Genomic DNA, 12,569 nt, shown 5'->3' with positions numbered 1-12,569 from the left:
AGACAAGGCCGGAAGAAATGGCCGCCGGATCGTCATGACTTTCGCGGCTGCTTCCGGCGCTTGCCGCCGAAGCCATCGAGCGCGGCGAGGAGCGTGGCGCGGGTGTCGTCGGCCATCTCGCAGAGCGGCGGGCGGACGACGTCGCTGCCGATGAGCCCGGCGCGGGCGAGCGCCACCTTGACCGGCACCGGGTTGGGCTCGATGAAAAGCGCCTTGAACACCGGATACAGCCGGCGGTGGAGCCGGGTTGCCTTCGAGAACTCGTCGGCGAGGGCAAACTGCACGAGTTGAGCCACTTCCTTCGCGTAGAGGTTGGAGGCCACGCTGATGACGCCTTCGGCGCCGACCGACATGAAGGGCAACGTCAGCGAATCGTCGCCGCTGAGCACGGTGATGTCGTTGCCGAGCGCCTGCTTGATCTGGTCCACGCGGTCCACGGAGCCGCCCGCCTCCTTGATGTAGCGGACGTGCGGATACCGGGCGCGCAGCCGTTCGATGACGGGCACGCCGATCTCGATGCCGCAACGGCCCGGGATCGAATACAGGATGACCGGCCGGCTGGTGGCCTCGGCCACGGCGCTGAAATGCCGGAAAAGCCCCTCCTGGCTCGGCTTGTTGTAGTAGGGAGCGACCACGAGCATGGCGTCGGCCCCGGCGGCGTGGGCGTTGGCCGTCAGCTCGATGGCCTCCCGGGTGGAGTTGGAGCCGGTGCCGGCGATCACGGGCACTCGCCCGCGGGAAGCGGTGATGACGGCGCGGACCACCTCCATGTGCTCGTCGTGGGCGAGCGTGGGCGACTCCCCCGTCGTGCCGACCGGGACGAGGCCGTTGATACCGGATTTGATCTGGTATTCAACGAGTCGGGAGAGGTCGCCCCAGGCGACTTGCTGGTTTTTTGTAAAAGGGGTGACGAGGGCCGTAATGGCACCGGTCAGTGGTCGGAGCTTCATGGGAACAGGAGAAGAACGAGGAGAGTTACCTTGCACGACGAGAGCAGCCCGATTTATCTCCGGCGCAACTTTTTTCCCGTTTTCCGGCCAAACCTTCCCGATCTCCCGCTTCATCCCCCCTCTCCTGCCACTCCCTTTCTCCTATGCCTGAACACACACCCGTCGAAATATTCAACGCGCTCCTCAAACTCGGTGTCGACAGCGGCGCCAGCGACGTTGTCGTCAAAACCGGCTCCCCCGGCCACCTGCGCCTCTCCGGCAAGCTCAACGCCGTCGAGATGGAGCCGTTCACGAAAGAAACCGTCGAAGGTTTCGTCCTGGAAAGCGTTCCCGAAGTGTTCCGCCCGACCTGGAAAACCAATTCGCAAATCGACTACTCCTATGTGGTCGAGGGTATGGGCCGTTTCCGCGTCAACGCCTTCCGCCAGCGCGGCACGGTCAGCGTGGTGTTCCGCTACATCAAGAATGACGTTCCCACTCTCGAAGGCCTGCAACTGCCCGCCGAACCGATCCTCAAGATCACCAACGTGAAGGACGGCATCATCATCGTCTGCGGCGCCACCGGCAGCGGCAAGAGCTCGACGCTCGCCGCCATGCTCAACTGGATCAACCAGAACCTCGACCGCCACGTCATCACGCTCGAGGACCCGATCGAGTACACGTTCGACGACCGGAAGTCCGTCTTCCAGCAGCGCGAGGTCGGCCTCGACGTGCCGACCTTCGAACTCGGCATCACCTCCGTCCTGCGCCAGAATCCCGACATCATTTTCATCGGCGAGATGCGCGACCGGATCACGTTCGAGACGGCCATCTCCGCCGCCGAGACGGGCCACCTCGTGCTCACCACGATGCACGCCAACACCGTGGCGCAGGGTCTCACGCGCCTCTTCGAGTTTTTCCCGGCCGAGGAGCAGACCCTCGCCCGCCGCCAGGTGTCGAACACCCTGCGCGGCCTCATCTGCCAGAAACTCATCCCCACGCTCGGCGGCAGCGGCCGCGTGCCCGCCTGCGAAATCCTCACGGCCGACTCCGTCGTGAAAAACCTCATCGCCGAGGCGCAGACCGAAAAGATCACGGCCATGATGGAAACCGGCACCGACTCGGCCAGTTTCTCGTTCAATCGCGAACTGCTCCGCCTGTTCAAGGCCAACAAGATCACCAAGGCCGACGCCATCCGCTTCTCGCCCAACCCGCAGGCGCTCGACATGAACATGAAGGGCATCTTCTTCAAGACCTGAGCAGGCCTGAGCGGCATGACACCCGGGCCTGCCGCCCGGTCCGGGTATTTCAGGCCTGCTCGCACATGACGTCGCTGCATGGAGTCGCACCCTCCCCTGCCCGATGCCGATGCTTGCGCCATGCCCTCCTGCGCGCAAGGCTCGCCCTTCGCAACCAACACTCTCCAGCCACCAGCCATGCCCGATTCCAGTTCTCCCGTTATTCTTGTCATCGATGATGACGCCGAGGTCCGCTATTCGCTCAGCCGTGTGCTTTCCTCGAAAAACTACCAGGTCGCCGAGGCTGCCAGCGGCGAGGAAGGCGTGGCCATGGTCAAGAAAGGGCCGCACCCGGCCGTCGTCTTTCTCGACGTGCGCATGGGCGGCATGAGCGGACTCGAAGCGCTCCAGCACATCCGCTCCGCCAACCCGCGCCAGCTCGTCATTCTCATGACCGCCTTCGGCACCGCGCAAACCGCCATCGAGGCGATGAAGTACGGCGCGTTCGACTACATCATGAAGCCGTTCGACCCGGCCAAGGTGCTCACGCTCGCCGAAAACGCCCTCAAGGCGCATCACGACATGCGCACCGCCGGCGAGTACAAACCGACCATCAACGTCGACGATTACCGCGAAGGCATCGTCGGCGCCTCGCCCGTCATGCAGGACGTCTTCAAGATCGTCGGCCAGGTCACGGCCAGCGACGTCACCGTGATGATCACCGGCGAGAGCGGCACCGGCAAGGAACTCGTCGCCCGCTCGATCTGGAAACACTCGCACCGCGCTTCCAAAACCTTCATCGCCGTCAACTGCGCCGCCATCCCCGACAACCTCATCGAGAGCGAGCTGTTCGGGCACGAAAAAGGCTCGTTCACCGGGGCCACCACGCAGCGCATCGGCAAGTTCGAGCTCTGCGACCGCGGCACCATCTTTCTCGACGAGATCGGTGACATGGCCCTCGCCACGCAGACCAAGATCCTGCGCGTCCTCCAGCAGGGCGAGATCCAGCGTGTCGGCGGCACCGAGACCATCCGCGTCGACGTGCGCATCATCGCCGCCACCAACAAGGACCTCGAGGCCATGGTGAAGACGAAGACCTTCCGCGAAGACCTCTACTATCGCCTCAACGTCGTGCGCATAAAAATGCCCCCCCTGCGCGACCGCATTGGCGACATCCCGCAGATCATCGATTTCTGTCTCCAGAATCTGGTGAAACAGAAAAAAACCCGCGTCAGCAAGGTGTCGCCCGAGGCCATCAACATCCTCGCCGGCTACGAGTGGCCGGGCAACGTGCGCGAACTCGAGAACGTCGTCTACCGCAGCGCCGTCATCGCGCAAGGCGACATGATCCTGCCCAAGGACTTGCCCGCCGAGATTCGCGATACCGTGCGCCCTGCGGCAGCGGCTGCCGCAGTCCCCGGAACCGCGCCGGCGCCAGGCGCCTTCCCGACTCCCGTGCCTGCCGCACCCGCCGGCTCCGTCGCCCCTTTCCCGGCAGCGTCGCCGGCGGATACCGCAGCCCCGGGCTCCGGCCAGCCAACGCATCCGGCGACATCCGTCGCCGCGTCAGCCACCGGTGACGCGCCGCCGGAAACCGGGCCGGAACCGGTCGCGCCTGCACCGGCTGTCCCGTCTGCCCCGGTCGCGACGGTGCCCGCCCTCACCGTCGAGGCCGCGCTGGATTTTCTTCACCATGCCCTCGCGGGCGGCGACGAGCCTCTCCTCAAACGCCTCGAACGCGAAATGATCATCCGCGTCATCCGGTCCACCGGCGGCAATGTCGCCCAGTCGGCGGATGTTCTCGGCATCACCCGGGCGACCCTGAAAAAACGCGTCGAGGAACTCGGGCTCTGACCGGCGGCGCCGGCTCTCTTGCTCCTGCAAGAAACAGTCATTTGACATCTGATGTGACGCGGAGCGTCGTGGCGCGGGCGTCCCGCCCGCAGACGGCGAAGCCGCCGGATTGTGTGGCACGGGCTTCCAGCCCGTGTTCAGCGGGCGTCCCGCCCGCCTCCGGCGTGGCACGGCCATCCTGGCCGTGGACGGATCGGCAGCAAAACGCCGCCGGTTTGTTTCCGGACGGCGCGGAGAGGCAACGCTCACGGGCAAGGATGCCCGTGCCACGCCGGAATCGTTCTCGTACTCTTTCTCCGGTCCGGGTTCGTTCTCCTTCTCTTTCTCCTGATCGATCATTCTCCTGCTCCGGCACTCGCACGACGCGCCGCAGCACAAGAAAGAGTGAGAGAACGAGAAAGAGTGGGAGCGGGCGGGACGCCCGCGCCACGGGGCTGCAACCGGTTTACCGGCGACCGCGGCTGCCGCCGCGCATGCCGCGAACGAGGCGGCCGGCGGTCTTCGGAGGTGCGGCGACGCCGGTGGCGTTTTCGTCAAAGAGCGCCGAATAGATGTAGTCGAAATCGTCGAGTTTCTTTCGCTCGATGGCGGCGTCGATGTAGCGCTCGATCGAACGCGCGTCGCGCACGTCGTCCTCGGTGACGAGCGTGAACGCGTCGCCGGTGGCGTTGGCGCGCCCGGTGCGGCCGATGCGGTGGACGTAGTCCTCGGCGTTTTCCGGCACGTCGTAGTTGATCACGTGCGACACGCCGGCGATGTCGAGGCCGCGGGCGGCGATGTCCGTGGCCACGAGCACCTCGAACTTGCCGCTCTTGAAGCCTTCGAGCGCCTCGACGCGCTCGCGCTGGCTGCGGTCGGAGTGGATCACGCCGACGGTGTGCTGCTCGCGCTGGAGGCGGTGCGCGATGCGGTCGGCTCCCATCTTGGTGCGCGTGAAAATGATGATGCTCTTGAATTCGGTGCGCTTGAGGAGCTCGATCAGCAGGTCGAATTTCTGGGAAGCCACGACCGGATAAAAGGCGTGCGAGACAGTCTCGGCGGGCGAGCGGCGCTGGCCGATCTTGATCTGCACGGGGTCGCGCAGCGCCCAGCTCGAAAGCTGGGCGAGCTCGGGGGGGAGGGTGGCGCTGAAGAAAAGCGTCTGGCGCTCGCGCGGGCATTGCTGGACGATGCGCTTCACATCGGGCAGGAAGCCCATGTCGAGCATGCGGTCGACCTCGTCGAGGATGAGGATTTCGATGCTATCGAGTGTGAGCGTGCCCTGTTCGAGGTGGTCGAGCAGACGGCCGGGGGTGGCGGCGAGGACGTCGACGCCGCGCTGCAGGTCCTCGCGCTGTTTGCCGTATCCGACACCGCCGTACACGATGGTGGTGGTGAGGTCGGTGTATTTGGAGTATTTCTGGAACGCCTCCTCGACCTGGAGCGCGAGTTCGCGGGTCGGTTCGAGGACGAGGCAGCGGAGACGTCCGTGCGCGCCGAGGCGGTGGAGGACAGGCAGGGCGAAGGCGGCGGTCTTGCCGGTGCCGGTCTGCGCGGAGCCGGTGACATCGCGGCCTTCGAGGACGAGCGGCACGGCCTGGGCCTGGATGGGCGTGGGATCGGTGTAACCCATTTCGGCGGCGGCGAAGGCGATGGCGTCGTTGAGCCCGAGCTTGCTGAACGCGGTGTCCTGCGGCGGGATCTCGACGGGCGTGACGGGCTTTATCGGATCGCGGCGCGGATGCTCGAAGGTTTCGTCACGCGGGGGGCGTTCGCGACGTTCGCCGCGCCGGCCGCCGCGTCCTTCACGGCTTTCACCGCCGGGGCCGCCGCGACGACTGCGTCCGCCGCTGCGGCTGCCGCCCTCGCGGGATTCGCCGCGCGGTTCGCGGGGTTCGCGCGGCTGGCGACCGGACCGCTCGCCGCGTTCGCCACGCGGACGGGAACGGTCGCCCTTGTCGCGTGCGGCGGCGTCGCGGGAGCCTGAGGATGCGGAAACGGAGGTGCCGCCGGATGATTTTGCCGGGCTGGCCGGAGACGAAGGCGCGATCTTGGCGCGGATCTTCGCGATGAGCTTTCTTAACATAAATATCGGATTAAACTCCGGAGACTCGCCGAAGAACGCCGGTTGGCAACCTGCAATCTGCGCAAGGGATATTTCCTGGCGGTTACATGCGTCGTGCCGCCAGCCAGGCCAGAGCGAGAAGCCCGGCGATGAATCCCAGAATCAGCAGGATCTTGAAAAACGCCTTGGTCTTGCGAAAATCTGCGTGCGCGGGCTTGGCGGGATGCCGGTGTTTTTGGAAGGCGCTCGAATCGGGAGCGCGTGTTCTGGCATCGCTTCTTCCCAGGATGTCTGCGTTCTCCGGTGTTGGCCGGTCAGGGTTATGTGGGTCCATAATGCAAGAGGGAGTTTGCAACTATGGGGCATTTACCGGAGGTGGCGACTGTTATCCGGATGCGCTGGCCTGCGATATGGTTCAGTTGATCTGTTAGTCTTTATAGAATAACAGATTGAATAAGTTATTAAATTGCAAGGCTATGGCTTGTCCGGAGCAGCCGTCTGCAAGCGGATCATTGCTTCGGCGTAACGTTTGCCGAATTCGCGTTGTGCAGCGGAGCCGAAGTGGAGTTCGTCGCCCTTGTGGGCGAGGCCATGCGAGGGCACCGTGGCGGCAGCGGCAACGAGCGTCGGGAGAGAATCGATCTGTTCGTTCACCACGCGCGCCCACGGCGACTTGTTGGCGGAGCGTGTGTAGAGGAATTCGCCGAGTTCGCCGGCCACGAAGGGGACGTCGGGCGCGTCCAGATCGCGACGGAAACCGGCCACGATTTTCGCGAGGTTGGCGGCATAGGCGCGGGCCTTGGTCTCGCTGCCGCATTCGCTTTCACCCTGGTGCCAGAGGATGCCGCGGAGTTTTCCGGAGGGCTGGGCGAGGCGGGCGCGGCGGACGGCTTCTTCGTAAAGATCGCCGCCCGGCATCCAGCGGCTTTGCGGGGTGCCGCCGACCGCGCACGGGATCAGGCCGATGGTGACGCCGGGTTTTTGCGCCGCCATGAGCTTCGCAAAGGTGAACCCGAGGCCCACGCCGGCCGCTTTCGGTTTGTCGAAGTGAACCGGTTCACCCTGCAACTGCCATGCATCCTCCGGTCCGAACACGAGCACGCGCGGGTCGGGCGCGCGGTCGGCATCGGTGAGCGGACCGCGTCCGGCCATGTTGGACTGGCCGACGAGCAGATAGAGATCGAACCTGGCGGCGTCAGGCGGCGTGGCCGGTTGCGCGACGGTGGTGGCCGACGCGGTGGTCTTGCCGGGCGCGTCGGCTGCAGCGATGACGCGAGGCGAGGCGGCGAGCGCGACCACGGCAGCGGCGGCCGGCAGGACGGCAGGCAGGGAGAACAGGCGGGAGAGGCAACGGTGCGGGTTCATGCAAACCATCCCGCAAACCGGAAGGCCGCGGGGCAACGGTCGGCGGGGAGCATTCGTTTTCAGATGGGCGTTTTGATGCGCGTCCTGATGAGCGTCTTCGCTGAATTTTTACACAAAGCTCGCGAAGAGCGCGAAGTGACAAAGCTGCGAGGAAGCAGGGAACCCTTGTGCACCTTGTCTCCTTCGCGTCCTTTGCGAACTTTGTGTAAAAAATCCGGAAATCCGGGAAGAGGGGAGCGGGGTTACAATCCCCGCAAGAACCGTTCCGGATTGGCGAGGAAGTTGCGGGTCAGTTGCACATGCGGCAGGTCGTCGTACGCGGTTTCGGCGAGCCGGCCGTCGTCGAAACAGAGCAGCCGCGCGCCGGGGTACGCGAGCAGCAGCGGCGAGTGCGTGGCCACGATGAACTGCGCCGCGCCCTCCTCGACCAGCGCCTTCATCAGGCTGAGGAACGCGAGCTGGCGCTGCGGCGAGAGCGCCGCCTCGGGTTCGTCGATCAGGTACAATCCGCCCGGGACACACCGGGTCTGGAAAAATTTAAGGAAACTCTCGCCGTGCGACATCGCGTGCAGGTCCTCGCCGTAGCGCGAAGTCAGCGCCTGTTTTTGCGCAAACATGTAACCGCGCACCCGCGGGTCGTCCTTGAAGCGCTCGGCCATCTCGTCCATCGACTCGGCGCGGCGGCGTGTTTCGCGGGCGAAATTGAAAAAATCCTCCGCTCGCAGGAAAAAACCGTAGTGCGTGCGCGGGCGCCACCCGAGCCGCAGCGCGCGGGCCAGCGGGCGGACGGGGTCGAGGGTTTCGTCGTGCTCTAGGGGCGCTCCGGTGGCCGGAGGCAGCCGCGCGGCGAGCGCCACGGCTTCGAGCAAGGTGGATTTGCCGGAACCGTTTTCCCCGACGAAAAACGTCACCGGCGTCGTGATTTCCATTTCGTCGAACCCGCCGAGCGACGGCACGGTGAACGGGTACGCCTCGAGATCTGGCTCGGGGCCGGGTCCGGACCGGGGACTGAAGGAAATATGGCGCAGGTAGATCACGGCGGCGGCGGGGGGGATGGTGTGGTGTTGGCTTGTCTGGCCGGAAGGCTGGACCGGATGCGGGACGGATGGCAAGGAGCGGCGGCATGGCAAGCTGTCGGCCTTCGGCCTCGGTACCTGCCGCTGCTGACGACGCAATGCGTCGCCGGTTCGGGCGGCGAGGCACTGGGCGAGGCGCTGACGCGCCTCGTCGCAGCGGCAGGAATGCCGCCGCTCCGTCGGACCCGCTGCCTCCCTGTTTCCACGCGACACGCGATCAGGTTTTCTCTCTTTGCGCTCGCCTCGCGCCCGCGGGCAGGCTGAACGTTTCCGTTTCGTTTTTCCTCCCGATCACTCTTTCCGACCTCCCTCCATCGCCACGCTACCTGTTACCATCTCATGAAGGCCCAGCTCATCGCCCGCTTTCGCGCCATTTACGGCCGTGATCCGCAACTCGTCACCCGTGCGCCCGGCCGCATCGAATTCATCGGCAACCACACCGATTACAACGGCGGCACCGTGCTCGGCGCTTCCATCGACCGGGGCGTGTGGGTCGCCATCGCTCCCGCCGAAGCCGCCGCGCCCTCGCGCCGCCGCCTGCATGCGGTTTACACCGGCGAGACAATCGAACTCGACTCCGCCGCTCCGCTCGCGCGCCTCGAAGGCAAGGCCTCCTGGGCGAACTACCCGCTCGGCATCCTCGCCGCGCTTCCGGAATTCGGCCAGCGGGCGCCCGCCGGTTTCGATTACCTCGCCGATGCCGATCTGCCCGCCGGTTCCGGCCTTTCCAGCAGCGCCGCCATCGAACTCGCCTCGGCCCTCGCCTTCCTCGGCATCACCGGCCAAAACCCCGACCGGGAGACGCTCGTCAAGATCGGCAAACACGCGGAGAACCACTTCGTCGGCGTGCCTTGCGGCATTCTCGACCAGGGCGTCTCCGGTTTCGGCGAGAAAGACCATCTCGTGTTCATCGATTGCCGCGGTCCCAAATTCTCCACCGTGCCGATGCCGGCCGACGCGCATTTCTGGATTTTTAATACGCACACCAAACACGCGCTCGTCGACGGCCTCTATGCCGCGCGCAACCGCGAGTGCATGGCCGCCGCCCAGGCCCTCGGCGTCGAACTCCTCTGGCAGGTGACGCCCGCGCAGGTGCTCGCGGCCGAAGGCAAGCTCGATCCCGTTGTATTCAAACGAGCACGACACATCACCGAAGAAATCGCCCGCGTGGATGCGACGAAAGCCGCGCTCGCGAAAGGCGACCTGGTTGCCGTCGGAAAACTCCTCACCGCCTCGCATCGCAGTTCGCAGCATCTTTTCGAAAACAGCACACCCGAGCTCGATTTTCTGGTGGACACCCTGGAGAAGGCCGCGGGCGTGTACGGCGCGCGCCTGAGCGGCGGCGGTTTTGGCGGCGCGGTGATGTCGCTGACGGACGGCAACTTCGGCCAGGCGCAGGCCGAAAAGGTGGCCGAGGCCTATGCGGCGAAATTCGGCTCCCGCCCCGACATCCTCCACATGCAGACCGGACCGGGTGCGGCGGTGATGTAAGAGGCGCCATGCGGCCATGTGTAGCCAAACGCGTCCCTGCGTGTGGTGATGACGAAGACGCGAAGCGTCGCCCGATTCAGAGGCGAGGCGCTGACGCGCCGTATCCGTTTAGCCGGTCCGCGCCCTGTAGCTGCGCCCTGTAGCCGCGAACGTAAGTTCGCAGGCTCCGGGGGGGGGGAGGCGGGCAAGGAAACAAGGTACGGGGAGGGCGTAACCTCCCTCTCTCTCTTTCTTTCTCTCCGTCTCACTCTCTGTCTTTTTCTCTGCGCCCACTCCCGATCTCTGCGGTGTAAAAATCTGCACCACAGAGGTTGGGAGTGGGCGCAGAGGGCAAGCCAGCGTCCCCGGAATCCTCAACTTCTCCGGCATTCAGAATCCTCGCGCACTGCAACGAATCCCCGGGATCGCAGTGTAAAGGACTTCCGGGGTTGCAACCAACTTGGCATTGCGGCTGTGACCCCGGGCGATTTCCTGAAAAACATCCGACAATCCTCCAAATCATGAACACGCTCACCGTTCAACTCCCCGAATCCCTGCACAGGAACATCCGGGAACTTGCTCTCCGTGATGGCTGGAGCGTTGACCAGTTTATCGTTTCCGCTGCCGCCGAGAAAATGGCGGCGCTTGTCACCCTCGATCATCTGCGTGAAGAGGCCGCGAAAGGCAACCGGCGCGAGTTCGATGCGTTTCTCTCCGCAGTCCCGGACATCCCGCCTGACCAGGAATCCGACCGTATCCGGACCGACGATTGATCAGCGACGCACCGGCGGCGCGGTGGCGCCGTCATGCCATTCGCCCTGAAGTTTCACGGTGCGCGGATGCGCGGGCAGGCCGTAGCGGTTGGCGTTGAGGAGCGAAATCAGGAGGTCCATCGCCGCCGCGCCGACCTGGTCGTTGCACTGGTCGATGCCGGCGATGCCTTTCCAACCGGGGTCGAGATCGAGGTGAGCGAACGCCACGTTACCATTACTTCCACTGCGCCCGCGCTTGCTGCTGCCCGGCACCCGCACGCCCGCACCGCGTAGCCAGTCGAGTGCGAGGTGATCGGAGCAGATGATGGCGTCGGGCTTTTCGCGGCGATACCAGGCGAGGAAAACCTCCGGTCCCCAGTCCTTGCTGAGCAACGGCGGCACACCGGGATTTCCTGCGCGAAACTGGGCAAGCAACATGGCCGAGAGCATGGCGGATTCGGCGTGCTCGGGACGGTTGCCATCCAGCGCCAGACCGGGACGGCGGTAGCCGAGACGCAGGAGATTCTGAGTGGCGAGTTGCACGCTGTGCCCGTGGTCGTTGCAGACGAAATCCACTCTGCTACCAGGCACCGGCACGCCAATGGCAACGAAGGCGAACTGGTCTTTATCGATTTCGAGAGCATCAAAATCGTCCTGCATCTGATGCAAAATGAGTCCGCGGATACGCCGTGCATCGAGCATTCGGGCAAGCGGCACCTCGGCGGCGGTGAAGTGCACGTGACAAAATTGCTCTACCAGAAACCCCGCGCGCCCGGCCTCATGTGTGATGCCCTTCAGGAACAAACCCGGCGTGCTGTGCAAGGGGTATTTTTTTACGTCGAGTGTGGAGAGCAGGCCGACGATCGATTCCACCCGCCTCCGCAATCGCGTACTCACCTGGCTCATGAGTGCGGTGACCATCGGGTTGGGCTTGTATCCGTGTTCGGCGGCGAGCTTCAGGACTCGCTGTCGTGTTGTCTCGGAAACGCCCGGTCGCCCGCGTAATGCAAGGCTGGCCGCGCCGGGGCTGACGCTGGCGAGTTGGGCGAGTTCGCGGATATTGAGCATGGCGGAGATATTTCTACCGGTGAGATTCTGTACGGGCAACTAAACATGTTTAGCTTCACGGCATTTGCGCTGCTCGGTGTCATTCCGTTGGGTCTCCCCATGCACCCTCCGTTTACCCATATCCTGTCACACGCCTCATCCCCATCCCGGCGTGCCTTTACTCTCGTCGAACTGCTCACTGTCATCGCCATCATCGGCATCCTCGCAGGCATCCTGATCCCGGTTGTCGGTCGTGTGCGCGAATCGGCGCGCATCACGCAATGCCTCTCCAACTTCCGCCAGCTTGGCATGGCCTACTCGCTGTTTCTCGGTGAGCAAAAAGACCTCCTTCCACCCTACTCCGACGCCGACTTTCCCGGTGGCGCAAGCCTCGCGGCACTCCGCCCCTACGTGCAAATCAAGACAGACGGTGCTCCCGTAACCGGTGTCTTCTCCTGCCCGACAGCAAAACCCGTTCTCGAACGCACCTACACCAACTCATGGCTTCGCAACTCGTATCAACAAAATCGCAGCTGGGATGGGTTTGGACGCAGCGAAAAAGGCCGGAAATCCATCCGCTCGTTCAACGCCCCCTCCCTTGCCATCCTCGCTTACGAACGCTGGGGCGAGCGTGACACCACCTGGATCACGCCCAACACACACACCTCCGTCCGCAACATCCTGTATGTTGATTTCCACGTAAAATCCGCCCGCGACCTCATGGACGTAACCGCACTCTCCGAAGCATTGAAGCAAAACTGACATCTCCCCCTCCTCCGCCAATCCATAACCAA

12 protein-coding genes are annotated in these 12,569 nt (G+C 64.4%); 6 read left to right on the top strand and 6 right to left on the bottom strand.

What is annotated here, in order from left to right; all coding sequences use genetic code 11:
* Window positions 1-32: 32 nt before the first annotated feature.
* On the bottom strand, window positions 33-950 hold the full coding sequence (locus OPIT5_02855) for a dihydrodipicolinate synthase (protein ID AHF89359.1): 918 nt from the start codon (window positions 948-950) through the stop codon (window positions 33-35).
* Between the two features lie 143 nt (window positions 951-1,093).
* Here OPIT5_02855 and OPIT5_02850 point away from each other — a divergent pair, with 143 nt between their 5' ends.
* The 3 genes from OPIT5_02850 (at window position 1,094) to OPIT5_02840 (ending at window position 4,352) form a co-directional block, all read left to right on the top strand.
* Window positions 1,094-2,188: a twitching motility protein gene (locus OPIT5_02850; GenBank protein ID AHF89358.1), complete on the top strand. Its 1,095-nt coding sequence runs from the start codon at window positions 1,094-1,096 to the stop codon at window positions 2,186-2,188.
* 177 nt (window positions 2,189-2,365) lie between these two features.
* On the top strand, window positions 2,366-4,021 hold the full coding sequence (locus OPIT5_02845) for a Fis family transcriptional regulator (protein ID AHF89357.1): 1,656 nt from the start codon (window positions 2,366-2,368) through the stop codon (window positions 4,019-4,021).
* A gap of 133 nt (window positions 4,022-4,154) precedes the next feature.
* Window positions 4,155-4,352 carry a hypothetical protein gene (locus tag OPIT5_02840; protein ID AHF94000.1) on the top strand — a complete coding sequence of 66 codons (198 nt, stop codon included), beginning with the start codon at window positions 4,155-4,157 and terminating at the stop codon, window positions 4,350-4,352.
* 114 nt (window positions 4,353-4,466) lie between these two features.
* Here OPIT5_02840 and OPIT5_02835 read toward each other — a convergent pair whose 3' ends face one another.
* From OPIT5_02835 to OPIT5_02820, 4 genes are all read right to left on the bottom strand, one after another.
* Entirely contained in the window at window positions 4,467-6,086 is a 1,620-nt protein-coding gene (locus tag OPIT5_02835) for a DEAD/DEAH box helicase (GenBank protein ID AHF89356.1), read from the bottom strand.
* Between the two features lie 82 nt (window positions 6,087-6,168).
* Window positions 6,169-6,399, bottom strand: a complete 231-nt coding sequence (locus OPIT5_02830; protein ID AHF89355.1) for a hypothetical protein — start codon at window positions 6,397-6,399, stop codon at window positions 6,169-6,171.
* Between the two features lie 140 nt (window positions 6,400-6,539).
* Complete coding sequence (locus OPIT5_02825; GenBank protein ID AHF89354.1) at window positions 6,540-7,430, bottom strand: hypothetical protein; 891 nt, start codon at window positions 7,428-7,430, stop codon at window positions 6,540-6,542.
* A 242-nt stretch (window positions 7,431-7,672) separates the two neighbouring features.
* Window positions 7,673-8,467: an ATPase gene (locus OPIT5_02820; protein ID AHF89353.1), complete on the bottom strand. Its 795-nt coding sequence runs from the start codon at window positions 8,465-8,467 to the stop codon at window positions 7,673-7,675.
* 378 nt (window positions 8,468-8,845) lie between these two features.
* Here OPIT5_02820 and OPIT5_02815 point away from each other — a divergent pair, with 378 nt between their 5' ends.
* Window positions 8,846-9,997, top strand: a complete 1,152-nt coding sequence (locus OPIT5_02815; protein ID AHF89352.1) for a galactokinase — start codon at window positions 8,846-8,848, stop codon at window positions 9,995-9,997.
* 500 nt (window positions 9,998-10,497) lie between these two features.
* Window positions 10,498-10,749, top strand: a complete 252-nt coding sequence (locus tag OPIT5_02810; protein AHF89351.1) for a CopG family transcriptional regulator — start codon at window positions 10,498-10,500, stop codon at window positions 10,747-10,749.
* On the opposite strand, the gene OPIT5_02805 is transcribed toward OPIT5_02810, so the two are convergent.
* Entirely contained in the window at window positions 10,750-11,796 is a 1,047-nt protein-coding gene (locus OPIT5_02805) for a LacI family transcriptional regulator (protein ID AHF89350.1), read from the bottom strand.
* Window positions 11,797-11,895: 99 nt separating this feature from the next.
* Here OPIT5_02805 and OPIT5_02800 point away from each other — a divergent pair, with 99 nt between their 5' ends.
* Window positions 11,896-12,537 carry a hypothetical protein gene (locus tag OPIT5_02800; GenBank protein AHF89349.1) on the top strand — a complete coding sequence of 214 codons (642 nt, stop codon included), beginning with the start codon at window positions 11,896-11,898 and terminating at the stop codon, window positions 12,535-12,537.
* Window positions 12,538-12,569 lie beyond the last annotated feature (32 nt).

Source organism: Opitutaceae bacterium TAV5 (assembly GCA_000242935.3).
In the GTDB taxonomy this organism is placed as follows: domain Bacteria; phylum Verrucomicrobiota; class Verrucomicrobiia; order Opitutales; family Opitutaceae; genus Geminisphaera.
This window is presented reverse-complemented; position numbering and strand designations above follow the sequence as displayed.